17 protein-coding genes are annotated in these 19,357 nt (G+C 48.5%); 9 read left to right on the plus strand and 8 right to left on the minus strand.

The features are described 5' to 3' along the window. The first annotated feature begins 103 nt into the window (after positions 1-103). Entirely contained in the window at positions 104-1,414 is a 1,311-nt protein-coding gene (locus GGU45_RS17640; RefSeq protein WP_435226967.1) for a radical SAM family protein, read from the plus strand. 234 nt (positions 1,415-1,648) lie between these two features. On the opposite strand, the gene GGU45_RS17645 is transcribed toward GGU45_RS17640, so the two are convergent. Both GGU45_RS17645 and GGU45_RS17650 read right to left on the minus strand, forming a co-directional pair. Beyond that, positions 1,649-2,074, minus strand: coding sequence for a DUF6069 family protein (locus GGU45_RS17645; protein ID WP_435226968.1), 426 nt, complete (start codon positions 2,072-2,074; stop codon positions 1,649-1,651). A gap of 149 nt (positions 2,075-2,223) precedes the next feature. Beyond that, positions 2,224-2,901, minus strand: a complete 678-nt coding sequence (locus tag GGU45_RS17650; protein ID WP_435226969.1) for a Crp/Fnr family transcriptional regulator — start codon at positions 2,899-2,901, stop codon at positions 2,224-2,226. A 120-nt stretch (positions 2,902-3,021) separates the two neighbouring features. Here GGU45_RS17650 and GGU45_RS17655 point away from each other — a divergent pair, with 120 nt between their 5' ends. Together GGU45_RS17655 and GGU45_RS17660 are read left to right on the plus strand one after the other, a co-directional pair. After that, the gene (locus GGU45_RS17655; protein WP_435226971.1) at positions 3,022-4,899 is read left to right on the plus strand and encodes a chloride channel protein; all 1,878 of its coding nucleotides are present in this window, start codon (positions 3,022-3,024) and stop codon (positions 4,897-4,899) included. A gap of 111 nt (positions 4,900-5,010) precedes the next feature. Beyond that, positions 5,011-5,517, plus strand: a complete 507-nt coding sequence (locus GGU45_RS17660) for a CAP domain-containing protein (protein ID WP_435226972.1) — start codon at positions 5,011-5,013, stop codon at positions 5,515-5,517. 308 nt (positions 5,518-5,825) lie between these two features. Here the strand turns inward: GGU45_RS17660 and GGU45_RS17665 are convergent, their stop codons facing one another. The 4 genes from GGU45_RS17665 to prmA form a co-directional block, all read right to left on the minus strand. Then, positions 5,826-6,143 (minus strand): hypothetical protein, encoded by a 318-nt coding sequence (locus GGU45_RS17665; protein WP_435226974.1) that lies wholly within the window; start codon positions 6,141-6,143, stop codon positions 5,826-5,828. 298 nt (positions 6,144-6,441) lie between these two features. After that, a complete protein-coding gene (locus GGU45_RS17670; protein WP_435226976.1) occupies positions 6,442-7,254 on the minus strand; it encodes a M48 family metallopeptidase in 813 nt (270 codons plus the stop codon). 148 nt (positions 7,255-7,402) lie between these two features. Next, positions 7,403-8,050: a glycerol-3-phosphate 1-O-acyltransferase PlsY gene (plsY, locus tag GGU45_RS17675; RefSeq protein ID WP_435226978.1), complete on the minus strand. Its 648-nt coding sequence runs from the start codon at positions 8,048-8,050 to the stop codon at positions 7,403-7,405. Positions 8,051-8,132: 82 nt separating this feature from the next. Then, a complete protein-coding gene (gene prmA / locus GGU45_RS17680) occupies positions 8,133-8,954 on the minus strand; it encodes a 50S ribosomal protein L11 methyltransferase (protein ID WP_435226980.1) in 822 nt (273 codons plus the stop codon). Between the two features lie 283 nt (positions 8,955-9,237). Between prmA and eat the strand changes: the two genes are divergently transcribed. The 5 genes from eat (at position 9,238) to GGU45_RS17705 (ending at position 15,230) form a co-directional block, all read left to right on the plus strand. Further along, positions 9,238-10,551, plus strand: coding sequence for an ethanolamine permease (gene eat / locus GGU45_RS17685; protein WP_435226981.1), 1,314 nt, complete (start codon positions 9,238-9,240; stop codon positions 10,549-10,551). Continuing rightward, a complete protein-coding gene (locus tag GGU45_RS17690; RefSeq protein ID WP_435226983.1) occupies positions 10,548-11,906 on the plus strand; it encodes a glutamine synthetase family protein in 1,359 nt (452 codons plus the stop codon). Before eat ends, GGU45_RS17690 begins: the two co-directional genes overlap by 4 nt. A gap of 104 nt (positions 11,907-12,010) precedes the next feature. Next, the gene (locus GGU45_RS17695; RefSeq protein ID WP_435226985.1) at positions 12,011-13,159 is read left to right on the plus strand and encodes an iron-containing alcohol dehydrogenase; all 1,149 of its coding nucleotides are present in this window, start codon (positions 12,011-12,013) and stop codon (positions 13,157-13,159) included. A 4-nt stretch (positions 13,160-13,163) separates the two neighbouring features. Continuing rightward, positions 13,164-13,859 (plus strand): gamma-glutamyl-gamma-aminobutyrate hydrolase family protein, encoded by a 696-nt coding sequence (locus GGU45_RS17700; protein WP_435226987.1) that lies wholly within the window; start codon positions 13,164-13,166, stop codon positions 13,857-13,859. 3 nt (positions 13,860-13,862) lie between these two features. Continuing rightward, a complete protein-coding gene (locus GGU45_RS17705; RefSeq protein WP_435226989.1) occupies positions 13,863-15,230 on the plus strand; it encodes an aldehyde dehydrogenase family protein in 1,368 nt (455 codons plus the stop codon). A 77-nt stretch (positions 15,231-15,307) separates the two neighbouring features. Here GGU45_RS17705 and GGU45_RS17710 read toward each other — a convergent pair whose 3' ends face one another. Further along, the gene (locus tag GGU45_RS17710) at positions 15,308-16,504 is read right to left on the minus strand and encodes an alpha/beta hydrolase-fold protein (RefSeq protein ID WP_435226991.1); all 1,197 of its coding nucleotides are present in this window, start codon (positions 16,502-16,504) and stop codon (positions 15,308-15,310) included. Positions 16,505-16,588: 84 nt separating this feature from the next. After that, the gene (locus GGU45_RS17715; protein ID WP_435226993.1) at positions 16,589-17,848 is read right to left on the minus strand and encodes a DUF445 domain-containing protein; all 1,260 of its coding nucleotides are present in this window, start codon (positions 17,846-17,848) and stop codon (positions 16,589-16,591) included. 157 nt (positions 17,849-18,005) lie between these two features. Between GGU45_RS17715 and GGU45_RS17720 the strand changes: the two genes are divergently transcribed. Next, positions 18,006-19,355 (plus strand): MATE family efflux transporter, encoded by a 1,350-nt coding sequence (locus tag GGU45_RS17720; RefSeq protein ID WP_435226995.1) that lies wholly within the window; start codon positions 18,006-18,008, stop codon positions 19,353-19,355. Positions 19,356-19,357 lie beyond the last annotated feature (2 nt).

Consider the following 19,357-nt stretch of genomic DNA (forward strand, 5'->3'; position numbering starts at 1 on the left):
CAGACATCAGACATCAGACATCAGACATCAGACATCAGACATCAGACATCAGACATCAGACATCAGACATCAGACATCAGACATCAGACATCAGACATCAGCAATGAAAAATCAGCAATTAACAACATCCCCTTATCTTTTATACTCCGATGGTAACGGAAATATTTTTGAAGATACCAGTCTGTATGCGGTCGGTCGCAGCGGATGGGATGCCCTGCCAGTACCAGTAGAAGACTGGATCGAATTGCCGGATGGCGGCTCGCTTTATGAATTGCCCGAACGGATGGGGATCGGTATTGATGTTATTACCGGCGAACTGCGGCTTTGCGATAAAGGCTGGGCGGTAGCGGCCTTTATACCTCCGGCTCACACCGGTTTTTATATTGCGGCCTACGAAACCAAACCTGGCGCCCCCACCCTGCCACTGTTCTGTTATACGGCAGTAGCCTGGCAAAACGAAAAATTTTATGTGCCTGCGGTTCGTATTGAGCAGGATATCCGCCAGGAATGCGCCGGTTTTGATGCAAGCAAAGTCAAATCGGGCGTAGACTATCTTACAAAGGCCTATCCGCACAACCGCCTGGTAAACCATCTGGCCAATAATTGCGCCCTTACCTACCACTGCCCGGCTGCAAGAAATTATTTCATCGGCCGCTGGGAATGCCCGGTACCCGCCTCGCCCGCCTGTAATGCCAACTGCGTGGGATGCATTTCGCTGCAGCCGGATGAGGAAACGATCGTTTCTACCCAGGACCGCCTGCAATTCAAACCAACGGTGGAAGAAATTGTGGAATTTACGGTGCCGCACCTGGAAACCGCGCCCTACCCCCTCATCAGCTTTGGACAGGGCTGCGAGGGCGAGCCCCTCCTGATGTGGGAGACACTGGAAAAGGCCATCATCGAAATACGTAAGCATACCTCAAAGGGCAGCATCAATATTAATACCAACGGATCAAAACCGGATGCCGTGAAACGCCTGTGCGAAGCCGGCCTGAATTCCATCCGCGTAAGTACCAACAGCGCCCGCAGTGAGATCTATATGCCGTACTACCGCCCCAACAATTACCAGTTTGAAGATATTGTGGAAAGTTTGAAAGTAGTCAACAGTTTCGGTGGCTGGACTTCGATCAACTATTTTGTTTTTCCCGGAATGACCGACAGCATTGCCGAATACGAAGCATTGCGAAAACTGATCCGGGAAACCGATTTGAAGATGATCCAATGGCGCAACTTCAATATTGACCCGGACTGGTACCTGGGAAAGATAGGGGTGAGCGAGACCGGTGAGTTCATGGGTGTGAAACAACTGATGGACCTGATCCGTGAAGAATTCCCACATTTAAAGTATGGATACTACAATCCGCCGATGGAACGGATCCATGGAAAATACGAAGTGGATTTTGCACATTACTAAGTTTTCTGCCATGGAGCCGGTTCGCCACAAAGGCTCTAAGCCACTAAGTAACACGAAGATTTCTTAACGATCAGCCTGCAACGCCATTCTTGGTGCGTCTTCGCGCCTTCCTGTCTTCGTGGTTCTTTTCCGCCACAAAGGCACCAAGAGGCACTAAGATCATACCTTCCTTCGTGTTTCTTTGAGTCTTCCTGTCTTCGTGGTTCTTATTGGCAATTAGCACACGAAGTATTCCTACATATAAACATCCTGGTGCTTTACCAACCAGGGCACACCAATGGTTGCAAATACACCGGAGATGATCACCATTCCCAACAGCAGGTGCTGAAACTGGGTGGTTACCACCGGGTCGGGTGAGCGATGAACCTGCAGGGTGCCGTAAATGCAAAGCACCGTAAACAAGGTCGATAATACAATATAGATCCGGTCGCCCTTGGGGAAGAGCCGGTCGATGGCCGCAAAGGCAATGCCCGCCAGGGGTAATGCAAAAAGAGTTGCAAAAATAATCGTTGATACATTGATCAGCTCATGGAGCGGAAAGTCCGTCTTTTGCCGGAAAAATACATCAAATACCAGGTTAAAAACAGTTGCGATGTAGCCCGCAAATAAACCGGCCATCAGCGGTTTATAGATATGGTTATCATATTTTTTTGTTTCCATTTTACAAAAGTATGATATAAATCACATTTTTTAGAAACAAAAACAATGGTTAAGAAATAAGGAAAGATGAAAATAGCGTATACACCGGAACACAACCTTGAAACCTTTAACCTTGAAACCTTGAGACATGAAATGTGAAACGTGAAGCGCTAAAACAGCTGCTCCAGCTTTTTTTCATTTAGGAGCGCGATATTTTTACCACTGGTACTGATGAGCTTTGCCGTCTCCAGCTCACCCATCATCCGGGAAATCGTTTCATAAGTAGTTCCCACGTAGGAGGCCATATCCTGCCGGGTAAGTTTAATGTCGATAAAGCCCAGTTCGTTAACGCCAAAGGCTTTTTTAAGCATCAGGATCGCCTCTGCGATGCGCCCCCTCACTTCCATATGCGCCATATTACGTACCCGCCGCTCCGTAGCCTCCAGTTCATTGGCATAAAAATCCATCAGGGCATAAGTGAGCCGGGGGTTTACTTCCAGCGTAGCTTCAAAGAACCGGATATTAAGATACATCAGCGTTGTGTCTTCCAATGCAGTGGCCGATACAGGGTACACTTTTTCTTTCCCAAGCCCCCGGTACCCGAGCATATCGCCTTCTTTTGCAAACCGGATGATCAGTTCCTTTTCGCTGCCCCAGCGCTGGTGAATCTTCACCTTGCCTGCATCTATAAAAAAAACACCCCGCACCATTTCCTCTTCCAAAAAAACAGGCTGTCCTTTTTTGACAACCCGCAGCTCCTTGCTGGCATCAACCGCTGTTTGCCATTCGGGAATGCAGTAACGGTAAAGAATATTGCTCCCGGCTTTTTCTGCCTGTTTTCTTTTCATAACGTCCAAAAATAAAAAATACCATCAAAAAAAAGGCCGCACCGGCAGAAAGCCTTCCTTTTTTGCTTAAAATCATGATATAAATCATACTTTTGCGCCTTCTTTTGATATCAACATACTATGAGCATTCCTATTTCTACTTCACTGCAATCCACACTGGAATCCGAGCACATGGAACGCAGGCCTTCAACAAGAAAGAACCGGCTGGTATTTATTTCCCTGCTGGCCGTGGGTATTGGCATGGTGATCAGCCTGGTTGCCAAGCTATTGGTATACCTGATAAACCTGGTTACCAACCTCTCCTTCTACGGCAGTTTTTCATTGGCCCATACAGCTCCCCAGGGCAATCATTTAGGTGTTTTTGTAATCATCATACCCGTAATCGGCGGCATCATTGTGGGATTGATGGCCCTGTTTGGCTCCCGGGCCATCAGGGGGCATGGTATCCCCGAAGCGATGGAGCAGATCCTGACCAACAACAGCAAAATAAAACCGACCATTACTTATTTAAAACCCCTGTCTTCCGCCGTTGCTATTGGCACCGGCGGTCCTTTTGGGGCAGAAGGACCCATCATTGCCACGGGCGGTGCTTTGGGATCCACCCTGGGGCAGCTGTTGAAGATTTCGCACCAGGAGCGTAAGGTATTGCTGGCTGCAGGGGCAACCGCGGGCATGTCCGCCATCTTCGGAAGTCCTATCGCCGCTATCTTCCTGGCTATCGAACTCCTGCTGTTCGAATTTTCAGCTGCAGCTATCTTCCCCGTAGCGCTTGCCTGTATAACAGGTGCGGCAGGTCATCATTTCCTGTTTGGCGGCGGTCCTGTTTTTGCCATTGATCAGCTCATTGGAACGCCTTCAAACACGGCCCTGTTTCTTTACAGCATTGAGGGAGTCCTGGTCGGACTGCTTTCCGTAGCAGTAACCAAGCTGGTTTACTGGATGGAGGCGCTTTTTGAACGCCTGCCCATTCATTGGATGTGGTGGCCCGCTATTGGCGGGTTAGCGGTGGGTATTATTGGCTACTTTCACCCCAATACGCTGGGCGTTGGTTATGATAATATAACCAATGTGCTTTCCGGAAGCCTTTCTTTAAAAGTGATTGCATTGCTTTTTGTATTTAAATTCCTGTCCTGGGCCATCGCTTTATCCAGCGGCACATCCGGCGGAACCCTGGCCCCCCTGCTTACCATTGGTGGAGCAGCAGGGGCGCTTGCCGGCATGGCCATGCAGCTCCTTTTTCCCCAGCTGGATATTTCGGTTTCCCTGGCTGCACTGATCGGCATGTCCGCCATGTTCGCAGGCGCTTCCCGGGCACTGCTCACCTCTATCCTTTTTGCGCTGGAAACCACCGGTCAGGTCAATGCCCTGCTGGCCTTGCTGGCAGCCTGTTCCATCGCTTACTTCATTTCACTCTACCTGATGGAACATACCATTATGACGGAGAAGATCGCGCGCCGTGGCGTAAAAACGCCGGTGACCTACACCCCGGATGTGCTGGAACAATACCATGTAAAAGATGTTATGAACCACGATGCGCTCCTGATCAGCGATGACAACCCGGTTGCAGACGTCAAAAGCTGGCTGGATCAGCACCAGGACGATCATGCCAACTACTTTATTGTAACAGGCACTGATGATACCTTAAGGGGCGTTATCAGCTCCTCCAGCCTGCGGAGCGAACATCATGCACCGGACAAACAGATCGGCACGCTGATCAAGCGAAAATCGGCCTGGGTGCGTGTTAATGACCCACTTAAAACTGCGGTGGAGATCATGCTCCAGTTTGATATGGACCTGCTTCCGGTGGTTGATCAAAACCAGGTAGTGGTAGGAACGGTTAACTATAAAAATATTATGACGGCCTATAAGCATAACCGCAATGCCAGTGAAGACAAACAGGTGCACATTTCCTTAAAAAGACAAACCTTAAAGCTGCTGATAAAAGGAAACCGGCTTATTTACAGGAACCAGCACCGGCAAAACAGCGGAAACCAATAAACCTTGTCCCTGTGCTAAAAAGGGCATCTTTAGCATAAATGTCATAAACAAAAGTTGTCTGTGGCATAAAGTTTGACCAGGGATCTATTACATAAAACAAACAATATCATCATGCCCCGCCGTTTGCTCAGTGCCGCCCATTTGTGTTTTGTACTTGTGTTTCTTACCGGCTCCTGCGCCTCCGTCAAAAAAAAACAGTATTCCGGCGAAACCGGCTTCAGCAGCGGAAGCTTTTTGAAACAGATCAACGCCATAAGGGCAAGAGGCTGCAATTGCGGCGGCCGTAAATACCCGGCAGCACCTGGGGTAATCTGGAATAACCAGCTGGAGCATGCCGCAACAGCGCATAGCAGTTACATGCAGCGTAGCGGCCAGCTCAGCCATCGCGGGCGCAATGGAATGACGCCCGAAAAAAGAGTAGCGGCCTCCGGCTATCGCTGGGGTTTTGTTGCCGAGAATATTGCCCTGGGGCAACGCAGCATCAGTGAAGTGATTCAAAGTTGGCTGCAAAGTCCCCAACATTGCAGAAATATTATGAGCCAAAGTGCAACCGGGATTGGCGCTGCCCGCTCCGGAAATTACTGGACCCTGATACTGGCGGCACCAGCGTACAGGTAAACAAAAAGGGGCAGCAAAGAATTACCACCCCAACATAGGTAGCCCTTTAGTATTTTTATCGCGCGCTCTAATGCGCTGAAAAGATGCAAATGCATTCCAAATACACAATATCCTAAGTGATCATTATCTGGCAACAAGATACCGCACCTGCCCGGCGGCAAGATTGATTTTTATCATACAAGTTCCTGTCTGTAGTCAGTTGATGTACCTGGCGCTGTATATTTCCGGCTCCCTCATCTCAACAACAAAGCCTCATCCTGCGGCTGCAGGATGAGGCTTTACCTATTTTTTTTAACGACCCGGAAACCTTAAACCAATTCGGCCCTTCTTTTACCTTTAACACGGGCGGCGCTGTCGCGCTCTGTTTCACAGCATCTTTCAAACCGCGTAGCCGTCCACACGTGATCCAGTTCCACATTATCCATCCCGGCATAACCCTTATCGGTAAGTTGGCACCAGCTCCGGTCCCTGTTCAGATCAGTAACGATCTTAGAAGTTGATTTTGGATGCGCCACCCAAAATTTCGTATTCTCTTTAAGGGAAGGCATCACCTCGTTCAAAATACCATTCAGCTGGTTTTCATTCACAGCAAACACCAGCGCAAAATCAAGTTTTCTTGACCTCAACAGGGGCGTCATGTTTTTGGCAAACGATAATTTACTGAATTGTTTTTCTATGGATGAAGGGAGTCCTTGGATTAAGAGATTTTTTTCTTCTGCGTACTGTAATTTTTCGAACACTGTTTGAATCATAAGAACTTGAAGGGGTTTATTAAAAAATCTGACTTAAATACTCAATTAGCAAACAAGATCCATCAATTAAAATGCAAAAGTACGAAAAATTAAGGTTTCGCACAAGCTTTTATAATAAATGCTCCTGCTTAATTAAAAGCAAGAGCATTACATATTAAATATTTATTTAAATTTATTTCCCTATCGGCTTGTAGTAACTCATCGCCTGCGGCATAAATTTTTGCAGCTGCTCAATTCTCCTTTCGGGACCGGGGTGGGTGCTCAGAAATTCCGGTGGCCGGCTACCCTGTGCCTGGGCCTGCATCCGCTGCCATAGCCCGATTGCTTCCTGGGGATTATACCCTGCCATAGCAGCCCATATCATACCATAATGATCGGCTTCCAGTTCCTGCTTGCGGGAAAACGCCAGGATGCCTACCTGTGACCCCAGGCCTACGGCAGTTCCAAATACCTGCCGCATACCGGCGGATGATTTGTTAGCCATAAACGCATCCAGTATATTGGCGCCATACTGGGCGGCCACCGTCTGACTCATGCGCTCGTTGGTATGCCCAAACAAGGCGTGGCTAACCTCATGCCCCATTACATTGGCCAATGCTGCTTCGTTTTGCGTAATCGGTAGCAGGCCGGTATATACCACAATTTTACCACCCGGCATACACCAGGCATTGGCCTCATTGCTTTGTACCAGCCGGGTTTCCCATTTGTATCCATCCAGATCCTTGGTTAAATTGTTCTGTTTGTAAAACGCCGTAACGGCATTAACGATCCGCTGCCCTACCCGGTTCACCATCTCCGCATCCCGGTTATTGGAAGTAGTAACTACTTTATTGGAAGAGAGAAAGGTTTGATATTCCGTTACAGCCATTTGCTGCAGTTCTGATTCCGGCAGTAATTTCATCTGACTGCGGCCGGTGATCGCATTGGTAGAACACCCGGCCCCGGTTGCCACAGCAACGAGAAAGATGAATAAGTTTTTAATCATAGTTAAGGATTTTAATTTGCAAATAAACAATCTTTGTACCAAAATCTGACGGAGATCCCAGGCAATTAGTTTTCAGCACCATTGCATTTAGTTTTGGCACCCGGTATTGAGCCACTGGCATTTAGCCGGAGCGGACTGCTACGGCCTTTTACCGGCCGCGTTGCTTCCTCCGGTCCCGGTTCTTAAAAATCGGCACTTTGTTTTCTGCACCTTTAAAGATGCGTCCGATATTTTTTTGATGCGTCAGGATCACCAGCAGGGCCACTGCAACCGCAAAGACCCTGTAAAAGTGGTTATCAACGTTAAAAATAACCAATATAAAAATCGGGAAGGCGAGGCTGGCGAGTATCGAACTCAGCGATACAAACCGCGTCAGGTAAAGCACCAGCAGAAAAATACCCGAGCAGGCCAGGGCCGTCCAGGGGCTTATGCCAATCACCAGCCCAAAAAGGGTAGCCACCCCTTTTCCACCTCTGAAATTAGCCCAAACGGGGAAAATATGACCCAGCACAGCTGCGATCCCGAAGATCAGCTGGATATTTAAAAATGCAATATCGTTATCTGCAAACTGCGGAAGGAACAATGCAAGCTTTACAGCAAGGAATCCTTTGAGCGAATCGCAAACCATCACAAAAGAACCCCAACGCGGGCCCAATACCCTGAAGGTATTAGTGGCTCCGGCATTGCCGCTGCCATAATCCCTAATATCAATACCAAAAAAACCTTTACTTACCCAAACAGCTGTAGGAATACTTCCCAAACAATACGCCATTAAAAAGAGGAGTACATAATTCATGTATATTGGACTAAGTGAACTACAAAAATAGCGATAATAAACTAACCGGCGCTCAATAATTATTTAACATTATTACAACATTTTAAACAGAGAACCTCATACATAACCAACTGTTTTTTAGCGTCTTACCAACGAAATGGAGACCAGCAGCTACCGCCCGGCCTACAATTTCGGCCTCATCTGCAGCTAACAGGCCGCTCAACAGGAGTACTCCGCCGGGGGTAAGTTGCGCCTTTAAGAGGGGGATGGTTTCCATCAAAACATTTTTATTGATATTGGCAAGGATTACGTCATAAATGCCGTTTTGTACCGCGCTGTCGGATTGCTGCACGGTAACCCGGGAACAGCCGTTAACCGCTATGTTTTCATTCGTGTTCAGAATGCTCCATTCGTCAAGATCGGTAGCCAATACCTGACGGGCACCCAGTTTTTCGGCAAGAATAGCCAAAATGCCGGTACCGGTGCCAAAATCAAAAACCTGTTTACCGGAAAAATCAACCTGCCGCATCTGCTGCATCATCATCCAGGTGGTGGCATGATGACCGGTACCAAAGCTCATCTTGGGGTTGATGAGGATCTCATGCTCCACATTCGTAAAATGCGGATGAAAAGATGCCCGGACGGCTACAAAATCCTCTACCACCACCGGGTCAAAATTGGATTCCCATAAGGCATTCCAGTTCTGCGGTTCCAGGTCCTGTATGGTGTATCCGATGTTCCACGGCCGGCATATCGCATCCAGTTCTTCAACGGCAATCCTGTTTCCACTGAAGAAGGCTTTTAATAAATGATGGCCCTCTTCAAATCCATCGGCCCGGTCTGCCAAAAGGGCCATGATCGTTTCGGCGGCGGCTTCGTCTACATTTTCAAACACCACCTCTGTATATTTTTCGTTGATCTGCATACTGATTTATTTTTAAGCGGAATGCTCCTGTTCCTTTACCACGCGGCGAATGTACAAACTATTAAAAAATGTTTTACCACCAGAAACAGTTTAAAAATGAGCTCGCAAAATATAGTAATAATCATTATTTCCGGCAGATCCCCGCGAATTGGGCAGAAATACCAATTTTAAATCTGCACCCCTTTGTGAAGGCTGCGGGAACTGTATCCTGACAAATCTTTTTTTAAACAGGCACTAAATCTTAATATAATATTTACTTTTAAATTATATTAGCAAAAAGAAGATGTCGGGTCAACCCAATCAATTAAAACGATCGCTCAACGCCACCATGCTCTGGGGGCTTGGTGTTGGCTATGTAATATCAGGAATGTACTTTGGCTGGAACCTGGGCCTTGAAAAAGGGGGCACCCTGGGCATGGGGCTGGCCACCATTTTCATAACCCTGATGTATGTTACTTTTACCTTCAGTTATACGGAGCTGGCCTGTGCCATCCCGCGGGCCGGCGGTGCTTTTGATTATGCAGAACGTACCCTGGGAAAAGACTGGGCTTTCTTTGCCGGAATGGCGCAAAACATCGAATTTATTTTTGCCCCACCTGCCATCGCTTTTGCTATCGGCGCCTATTTCAACCTCTTCTTTCCGCAGCTTTCTATCCTGTCTATTGCCATAACCGCTTATATCTTTTTTACAGCGCTTAATATTTCGGGTGTAAAGGCGGCCGCAACCTTTGAGCTGATCATCACCATCCTGGCTGTGGGAGAGCTTTTATTATTTTCGGGCATAACGCTTCCTCATTTTCAGGTGGAACATCTTTATAAAAATAACCTGCCCAATGGATGGCAGGGTATTTTTGCGAGTATCCCCTTTGCTATCTGGTTCTTTTTGGGCATTGAAGGAGTGGCCAATGTAGCCGAGGAAACAAAGAATCCGCAAAAGACTATTTTTAAGGGTTTTGGTTCTGCCATTCTTACGCTGGTGCTGCTATGCATCCTCACCTTCATCAGTTCTGTAGGCGTTGCCGGCTGGGAAGCGGTTGTATATACAAAAGAAGGCGCCGCCTCTGATTCTCCGCTACCCCTCGCTCTTTCGCATATTGTAGCCGGCAATGATTTTTTATACCACATGCTGATCACCGTTGGCCTGTTTGGACTTGTAGCTTCGTTTCACGGAATCATTTTAGCCGCCGGCCGTTCCACTTTTGAGTTTGGCAGGGCCCGCTTTGCCCCCGGATGGCTGGGGCATGTCAACCGCAGGTTTCAAACGCCCTCCACGGCCCTCCTGGCCAATATGGTTATCGGGATTATTGCGCTGCTCACGGGCAAAACCAGCGAGATCATTATCCTTTCTGTCTTTGGTGCACTTACATTGTATATTATTTCGATGATCGCGTTGATCCGGTTGCGCCGCCGGGAGCCGGATCTGCACCGCCCGTTTAAAGCGCCGTTATTCCCGTTGTTTCCGGTGGTAGCGCTTGTGCTTGCAATGATCTCCTTTATAGCAATAACCATTTACAATTTCAACCTGGCAATGCTTTATACCGGCATCCTGCTAACAGGATATATTCTTTTCCGCATTTTCTACAAGCCATCAGCATGACAATAAAAGAAATACTGCAATACGTAAAAAACCATACATCCGGTAAAGTAAAAATTGCCTACGTGGATATCGATGGTATTTTACGCGGTAAATACATCTCCTCAAAAAAATTCCTGAATATCGCAGAAAAAGACACTTCATTCTGCGATGTGATCTTTGGCTGGGACGCCGCTGATGTGGCGTACGACAACGGCAACTATACCGGTTGGCAAACCGGCTACCCCGATGCACCCGCAAGGATTGACCTCAGCACGTTTCGGAAAATTCCCTGGGAAAACGATCTTCCCTTTTTCCTCGGCGAGATCATCAGCAGCAAGGGAGCGCCGGCAGCGGTATGTCCGCGCCAACTGTTAAAAAAAGTGTGCCATGATGCAGAGCAGATGGGATACCACCCGGTTGCGGCACAGGAATTTGAGTGGTATAATTTTTCCGAAACGCCGCAAAGCGCTGCCGATAAAGGATTCCGGAACCTTACGCCGCTTACGCCGGGAATGTTTGGGTATTCGGTTTTGAGAAGCGCTCTGAAAAACAGCTTCTTTACCGATCTTTTTGAAGATCTCCGTCGGTTTGACATTCCCCTGGAAGGCATTCATACAGAAACCGGCCCCGGCACCTACGAAGCGGCTATTGAATATGCCGGCCTGATTACGGCGGCCGACCGGGCCACGCTCTTTAAAACGGCGGTAAAAGAAATTGCGTACCGGCATGGGATCATGGCAACCTTTATGGCAAAAATCGATGAAACCCTCCCCGGTTGCGGCGGGCATGTGCACCAGAGCCTGCTGGACAAAACCCGTAAAAAGAATGTGTTCTTTGACGCAAAAGACAAACAGCAGATCAGCCCAATATTCCGGCAGTACATCGCCGGCCAGCTGCATTGCCTGCCTTTTATACTCCCGATGTTTGCACCCACTGTTAACAGCTATAAACGGCTGGTAGAGGGAGCCTGGGCGCCCACCACGCTTACCTGGGGTATTGACAACCGTACTGTAGCCCTGCGGGTGCTGCAGCAAAGCGCCACCGCCTGCAGACTGGAAACAAGGGTGATTGGGGCCGATGTAAACCCCTACCTGGCCATGGCTGCGGCCATTGCCTCGGGCCTGTACGGGATCCGGCACAAACTCAAACTGACCCAGCCCGCACAAACGGGCAATGGGTATCTCGAAACCGCTTATGGCGTGCTGCCGCGTACCCTGGAACAGGCCACGGCTGCTATGAAAAACGCGCCCCTGGCCCGCGAGCTATTTGGCGAAGCCTTTACCCGGCATTTTACCGACACCCGCGAATGGGAATGGAAACAACACTTAAAAACGGTGACTGACTGGGAAATGAGACGATATTTTGAGATAATATAAGGAGGCTGTGAAGAGTTTGAGGCCCTTGCTAAAAAAATTATTGCGAGGTGCCCGTAGTACCGGTTTTCAATACAAAAATATAACACGAATCAGATTACAATACCATGGCATTTGACAAAATTTACCAATACAATTTCCCCACCACCATCCGCTTTGGCGCGGGAGCCAGTAACGAGTTGGGCGACTATTTAAAGAAGAATGGGCTTAAAAACCCGCTGATCGTAACGGACCCGGTGATTGCGCAGCTGGATTTTTTCAGGAAGATCACAGAAGCACTCCGGGCCGGGGAAATCTCCGTGGAAGTTTTTTATGATATCCACAAAAACCCCGTAAAATCGGATGTGTACAAGGGAACGGATGCGTATGATGCCACACAACGGGACGCCATCGTCGGCATTGGAGGTGGCGCCGCACTGGATGTGGCCCGTGCCATCGTGCTGCGGGTACAGCACCGCGAAGACCTGTTTAAGTACGATGATCTTATTGGCGGAGATGTATATGTAACCAATGATGTGCCGCATTTCATTACCATTCCCACCACGGCCGGTACCGGCAGCGAAGTAGGACGCAGCGCCATCATCGCTGATGATGAAACCCATCAAAAGAAAATACTGTTTTCACCAAAGCTTTTGGCCAAAGTGGTGTTTGCCGATCCGTTACTCACGATGGACATTCCGCCCGCCATTACCGCCGCCACCGGTATGGATGCCCTTACTCATAATCTGGAAGCCTACCTGGTAAACATGGAGCATCCTATGTGCGATGGTATTGCCTTGCAGGGCATTTCGCTGATCAGCGGGTCTATAACAACGGCAGTTAAAAACCCGGATCTGGAATCAAGGAGTAAGATGCTGATTGCCTCCCTGATGGGCGCGGTGGCTTTTCAAAAAGGACTGGGTGTGGTGCACTCACTGGCACACCCCCTGTCTTCTTTGCTGGATACGCACCATGGCCTGGCCAATGCCGTAAACCTGCCCTATGGCATGCGGTTTAACATTGAGGGGCAGGAGCCGAAATTTAAAAAAATTGCAGCAGCTTTAGACCTGGCGGGAACAGATGGCAGGGATGTAGTGGACTACCTGTTTGAGCTCAATACGGCCATAAACATTCCGCATAAGTTATCAGCAATCGGTGTTAAGGAAGAACACATAGAGACGCTAACTGATCTTGCTCTTGCAGACTTTGCACATCCTAATAACCCCAAACCTGTATCCAGGGAAAACTTCAAACAATTGTACCTCGAAGCATTGTAAACAGATGAAGATTGGATTAACATATACCGGATCGGAGCTCAAACATGCCAATTATGCCAACTGGCTCAAAGGTGATGATACCATTGAGGTAGTGACCCTTTCTGCAGAGCTGGACAACCTGGATGCTGCAGCCGTCTGCGATGGCATTGTACTATCCGGTGGTGTTGATATTGCACCCGGATATTACTCCGCTAAGGCCGGTTATCCCAATGCCCCGGATCATTTTCAGGAAGAACGGGATGCATTTGAAACGGCAGTTTTCCGGCAGGCGCAGGATCAAAACATACCTGTATTGGGCATTTGCCGGGGTATGCAGCTGATCAACTGTATTTATGGCGGCACCCTGGCACAGGACCTGGGTTCAAAGAATGAAGTACATAAAGTGGCAGACAACCTGGACAAAGTGCATGGCATCCGCATTAAAGCAGGCAGCATCCTGCATGAAGCGCTCAGAGCCGAACAAAGCGCCGTAAACAGCGCTCATCACCAGGCTATCGGCAACCTGGGACAGGGTTTACAGATCACCGCCACAGCACCGGATGGTGTTGCCGAAGCCATAGAACGCATGGAAACATCCGGTCATGCTTTCCTCCTCTGTGTACAGTGGCACCCGGAACGAATGTATCATTTCGGACTGGAACAAACGCCGCCTTCAAACGGCATACGAAAAAAGTTTTTGGAAGCTATACAAAGCAAATAATACATGGACGTAATTAACCCCGCCACGGAAGAGCGGATCGCAACGCTTACAGAAGACAACGCACAAACCCTGCAGGAAAAATGGCAGCGGTTGAAAATGGCCCAGCCCGCCTGGCAGGCGCGCGCCCTGGCAGACCGGATTACGGTGGTAAAAAGATTCAGTGAACTGCTGGAAGCCCATAGTGACACGCTTGCGCAGATACTGACCAGCGAAGTAGGAAAGCCCCTCACCCAGTCGGCCAACGAGATCCGGGGCGCCATTGCACGCATCAGCTGGCTGACGGCAAATGCGGCAAAATACCTGGGTGATGAGCTCATGAACGAAACAGCCGATATGGAAGAGCGGATCGTATATGAGCCCCTGGGCGTGATCGCCAATATCTCTGCCTGGAATTATCCTTACCTGGTGGGTGTTAACGTTTTTGTACCCGCCCTGCTGGCAGGCAATGCCGTTTTATATAAACCCTCGGAATATGCTTCGCTTACAGGACTGGAAATAGAACGGCTGTGGAAAGAAGCCGGACTCAATGCCGATTTGTTTCAGACAGCCATTGGACCCGGCAGTGTGGGCGCCGCCATTTTAGACATGCCCTTCGACGGTTATTATTTTACCGGCAGTTATAAGACCGGTCACTTTATTTATAATAAAGTGGCGGCAAAGATGGTACCCTGCCAGTGCGAACTGGGCGGCAAGGATCCATTGTATGTAGCAGACGACGTGACAGATGTTGCTGCTGTAGCAGCTGCCACCGCAGACGGCGCGTTTTATAACAACGGACAGAGCTGCTGCTCCGTTGAACGCATTTATGTACATGAAAACAAATACGACGCCTATGTGGATGCGTTTGTAAAGGAACTGCGCTCCTGGAAAACCGGCGCCCCAACAGAGGAAGGCGTCTATTTTGGTCCGCTCACCCGTAAAGATCAGATCCAACTGCTGGAAGACCAGATCTCCGACGCCGTTCAGAAAGGGGCACAGGTGCGTACCGGTGGTAAAAAGGCGGATGGCCGGGGATATTATTTTCAGCCTACCGTTCTTACCCATGTCACCGGCGATATGCGCGTAATGCGGGAAGAATCCTTTGGCCCGGTTATCGGCATCATGAAGGTAAAGGATGATGCAGCCGCTATTGCACAGATGAAGGATACAGAATATGGACTTACCGCAGCGGTATACAGCAGTAATCCGGAACGCGCCACCGCCATTCTGCAACAGGTAGATGCCGGAACGGGGTATTGGAATTGTTGCGACCGTGTAAGTGCTGCATTGCCCTGGAGCGGCCGAAAACATTCGGGGTTTGGCGCCACGCTGTCCCATTCGGGATTAAGAGCTTTTACCAGGCCAAAAGCGTATCATTTAAAGAAGCCGTAACAGATACCGGTGCCTGCCGGGGGCTGACGCCAAAAGTCCATAGAAGACTGTTGTTATGTTGGCCACATCGCGAACAGTTATCGTTTATGAATTTCAGCAAGCCGTTTATGAAACCAATTTATTTTAGAGGTATAGGTCTGCTCCGATAGCCGATCCTTTTGAGCTTTAATGATGGAAAGTCCCCGGTTATAACAATCTGCTGCTTTTTTGAGATCTCCGGTGCTTTCCAGCATTTCGCCCATACTGTCATACAGGTTTGCATTATCCGGGTAAAGTAAAACGGCCCATTCCAAAAGCCGGATGGCTTCCTCTTTTTTGCCGGCTGAAAAAATATTATAAGCGATGGTATTAAGTTCTCCAATGCCCGGGAGCGGCGCTTTTGTTTTTAATTTCTGTTGCTCAAAATACGCTTTTACATACGCAACAAGATCTCCGGAGCTGTCGGCTTTAAGAAAAGGCTGATACTTTTCATACGGCAGGTTCATAAAATCATTTATAAATACCAGGCCCTTAAAAACGCCCTCCATCGGTGTCGTTGAATGACTGTTATTATTCAGTCCGTCTACTTTGTAATTAAAGTTGGGGATGCGTTGTTGCTTTAGCAGTTCACCCATTTTAATCGTACTTTTTTTAAATTTCTCTTCGGTTTCATCCCCATTGCCATATCCAATATATAAAAACCGGTCAGCAAGCCTGTCCTTTTGGGCCGCTTCTTTATATAGCGAAAAGATCGCTTCATTGTCAAAAACATAATTGGAACTGATGCAAATTCCGGCGTTAAAGATTTTGGGGTATTGAAGCATGGCATACGTAACAAAGGTGCCGCCCAGGGAATGTCCGATACCTATTGTAAATCCATTTGTACGGTATTTTTTTTCAATTAAGGGCTTAATCTCCTTTTCGATGCTGAGTGCCAGTGTATCGGCTCCACCCGCTTTTAAATAATTTTGACGGCCCGGAGTTGTATTTACATGTTTGGGTAAAAACTCGAAATGCCGGTTCTTTGTTTCAATACCCACCAAAATAACCGGATCAAAATAAAAGTTAGCATACCCCGGGAAGAACGCAAGTGTTGCCTTTGTAAAGTCATACAGGGCAGATGATTGCGCATCAATGGAATATTCAATGTCTTTGTGAATATTGAGCGCCTGGCAGGTATTGGGAAAAGCATAATACTCCGCATTAAAATCCGGTGAATCCGATTTTACGAAGTAATAATACTCAATGAATGTTTTTAAGCGTTCTTCCCGGGGATAGAAAGTTTCAATTTCCATGGCTCTAAATTACACCGGACAGCGATATTGGTATCGCCCCTTCTTATCTCTTATTATTTTTGCTGCCACCTCATTTTTCCGGGGCTATAACAACCTGCTGATTGCATAGATCAGCAAACCCACAAGTCCCCCTACCAATGTACCGTTGATGCGGATGAACTGGAGGTCCTTTCCCACTTCCAGCTCCAGTTTATTGCTCAGTTCCTTTCCTTCCCAGTTGCCCACTGTATTGCTGATCAGGACGCCGGCCTGCTTTGTGTTGCGCAGAACATAAGAGTAGGCGTTATAACGGACCCAGCGGTCGATCTTCGCACGCATTTCGGCATCCTGTTGAAGGTTGGCTGCCAGTTCTTCCACTGATTTTATAAAATACCGGCGCAATGCAGAATCCTCTGCAGAAAGATCCTGCAGCAATTGCAACCGCAGCCGCTCCCATATAGTTTCCGCATATTGCTCCAACTTTTGATGCGTAAGCAGATCCCTCTTCAATGCTTCCAGGTCGCGCTGCCACTGGGGGCTTGTTTTTAATACCCCGGTAAATACCAGCAGCTGCCTGTTAAAATCCTTCCGGATCCGGTGCTGCGGGTCCTTTTCGATCTCCTGCAAATAGGTGGCAATACCCACAGTAAGCTTTGTTGCAATATAATTGTTCACAAATCCCGGTATCAGGAAATGGCTTTGTTCCTTTACCCGTTGCTTCACCAGTGCTTCGTTTTCGACCACATAGTTGCGCACCTTCCCCAATACAAAGTTCAGTACCCGTTCATGATCGCCCCGCTCCACAATCAATTCCAGACCATTTGCCACTACCTCATTTAACCGTACTCCATCCAGGAGCTCACCGGCCTTGCGGGCAATAAACCCGGTAATCATCGGGGTATCCGAAGTTTCGATCATGCGCTTTAGTAACCGGGAAGCCTCCATTACCAGCAGCCGCACATTCTGCGGCTTTATGAGCCATGCAGCAGCAAGTGTACTCAATTCGAGCCGGTTGATATAAGGCCGCAACGTTTTCGCATTCAGAAAGTTGGTCACCACAAAACTGCCGAGGTTATCGCCGATGCTTTTCTTGCTGTTCTCGATCAGGTTGGTATGTGGGATGGGCAATCCCATGGGATGATGAAACAGGGCCGTTACGGCAAACCAATCGGCCAGGGCGCCCACCATGGCGGCCTCTGCAAAAGCTTTTACATAACCGATCCATACATCTGTCCGGGTCTTTAACAGGTATACACAACCCAGAAACACCAGCGTCATCAGTAAGAATAAACCGGTGGCCAGGGCCTTGTGTTTTCTCAGTTGTGCGGCTTTTACCGCTTCTGCCGATCGTATTTCATTATTCATTGTTGAAGCGTTGAGAATCGGGATTTGAGAAGTGAGATGAGAAATTCTGGATTCTTGATTCTGGATCCTCGATTCTCGATACCCGATTCCCGAAAGTATAAAAAATTATGCCGTTTAAATGTGATCCCTCGTTTGCGAATGCTAATTTTGCCCGTCTATGAATTACAAGAAAGAGGCCAGAAATACATTACTGCTCGCATTCCCCATTATTCTTGGCGAAATTGCGCAGATCTCTTTGCACCTGGTAGATACCGCAATGATCGGAGCGCTGGGATATAAGGAGCTGGCCGCCGCTGCGCTGGTACTCAATGTGATCAATATCCCTTTTGTATTAGGGATCGGCGTTACCATTTCTGTGGCTCAGATGGTTTCGCTGGCCCACGGGAAATACGATCGTCAGCTGATCTCACATTATCTCTACAACGGGTTTATTCTCTGTACGCTTGCTGCTATCGTAATTGCGGCGGCTATTATTGCAGGTACCGAAGTACTGTATCACCTGGACCAGGATCCGGAGGTAGTGGCCTATGCTGCCCCGCTGATGCGGGTTATGGGCCTCTCCATTATACCCATGATCCTGTTTATGACCCTGAAGCAATTTGCAGACGGGCTGCAGTATACCAAAACAGCTATGGTGTTATCCATAGCCGCCATACCGCTGAATGCGCTCCTCAACTGGGTATTCATCTACGGGCATTGGGGCGTTCCTGAATTTGGATTGATCGGCGCCGGTTATGCCACGCTTATTACGCGTACGGCTATTTTTGTTGCCCTGACCGTAGTGATCCTGAACCACCGCGTGTTCAGGCCCTATATTGCCGTTGCAAAGAACCAGTGGAAACTGAATGGCCCTACGTTCCGGCAACTGTTGAAGATTGGGATCCCCAGCAGTCTCCAGATCGGGATGGAAGCGGGTGCCTTTGCCGTTTCCGGCATTCTGATGGGTACGATCCATGCCACTACACAAGCGGCACACCAGATTGCATTGAGCTGCGCTTCGTTTACGTTTATGGTATCGATGGGCCTTTCGCAGGCTGGTTCCATCCGTGTAAGTACCGCCTTTGGGGCAAAGGATCTGAAACGCATTTCCGTGATCGGCAAAAGCACCATTATGCTGGCGCTGATCTATGGGTCTTTCTGCTGCCTGCTGTTTATGCTGCTGCGTAACCAGCTCCCGCACCTGTTTAACAGTAATACGGAAGTACTGTCCCTTGCCGCTACCTTCCTGTTGCTGGCGGCCGTTTTCCAGATCTCTGATTCCATCCAGGCCATTAGCGCCGGCTTACTGCGGGGCATCAAAGACGTAAACGTGCCCACCATTTTTATTGCAATCGCTTATTGGGTATTGGGCATTCCAATCGGATGCCTGCTGGCCTTTCATTTTAATATGGGTGGCGTAGGCATCTGGCTGGGATTGATCGTAGGCCTTACCGTTTCGGCATTGTTTTTAACACTGCGCTTTTTGAAAAAGGTGAAAGAACGGGTGGGTGCTCCGGAAAGGATATAGCC

The organism is Niabella hirudinis (assembly GCF_051201075.1).
GTDB classification, from domain to species: Bacteria; Bacteroidota; Bacteroidia; order Chitinophagales; family Chitinophagaceae; genus Niabella; species Niabella hirudinis.

Bases quoted from the DNA above. Each gene is read 5' to 3' on its own strand.
- GGU45_RS17640 (WP_435226967.1), top strand. From the start codon at position 104: ATGAAAAATCAGCAATTAACAACATCCCCTTATCTTTTATACTCCGAT.
- GGU45_RS17645 (WP_435226968.1), bottom strand. From the start codon at position 2,074: ATGGAAACAAAAAAATATGATAACCATATCTATAAACCGCTGATGGCC.
- GGU45_RS17650 (WP_435226969.1), bottom strand. From the start codon at position 2,901: ATGAAAAGAAAACAGGCAGAAAAAGCCGGGAGCAATATTCTTTACCGT.
- GGU45_RS17655 (WP_435226971.1), top strand. From the start codon at position 3,022: ATGAGCATTCCTATTTCTACTTCACTGCAATCCACACTGGAATCCGAG.
- GGU45_RS17660 (WP_435226972.1), top strand. From the start codon at position 5,011: ATGCCCCGCCGTTTGCTCAGTGCCGCCCATTTGTGTTTTGTACTTGTG.
- GGU45_RS17670 (WP_435226976.1), bottom strand. From the start codon at position 7,254: ATGATTAAAAACTTATTCATCTTTCTCGTTGCTGTGGCAACCGGGGCC.
- plsY (WP_435226978.1), bottom strand. From the start codon at position 8,050: ATGAATTATGTACTCCTCTTTTTAATGGCGTATTGTTTGGGAAGTATT.
- prmA (WP_435226980.1), bottom strand. From the start codon at position 8,954: ATGCAGATCAACGAAAAATATACAGAGGTGGTGTTTGAAAATGTAGAC.
- eat (WP_435226981.1), top strand. From the start codon at position 9,238: ATGTCGGGTCAACCCAATCAATTAAAACGATCGCTCAACGCCACCATG.
- GGU45_RS17690 (WP_435226983.1), top strand. From the start codon at position 10,548: ATGACAATAAAAGAAATACTGCAATACGTAAAAAACCATACATCCGGT.
- GGU45_RS17695 (WP_435226985.1), top strand. From the start codon at position 12,011: ATGGCATTTGACAAAATTTACCAATACAATTTCCCCACCACCATCCGC.
- GGU45_RS17700 (WP_435226987.1), top strand. From the start codon at position 13,164: ATGAAGATTGGATTAACATATACCGGATCGGAGCTCAAACATGCCAAT.
- GGU45_RS17705 (WP_435226989.1), top strand. From the start codon at position 13,863: ATGGACGTAATTAACCCCGCCACGGAAGAGCGGATCGCAACGCTTACA.
- GGU45_RS17710 (WP_435226991.1), bottom strand. From the start codon at position 16,504: ATGGAAATTGAAACTTTCTATCCCCGGGAAGAACGCTTAAAAACATTC.
- GGU45_RS17715 (WP_435226993.1), bottom strand. From the start codon at position 17,848: ATGAATAATGAAATACGATCGGCAGAAGCGGTAAAAGCCGCACAACTG.
- GGU45_RS17720 (WP_435226995.1), top strand. From the start codon at position 18,006: ATGAATTACAAGAAAGAGGCCAGAAATACATTACTGCTCGCATTCCCC.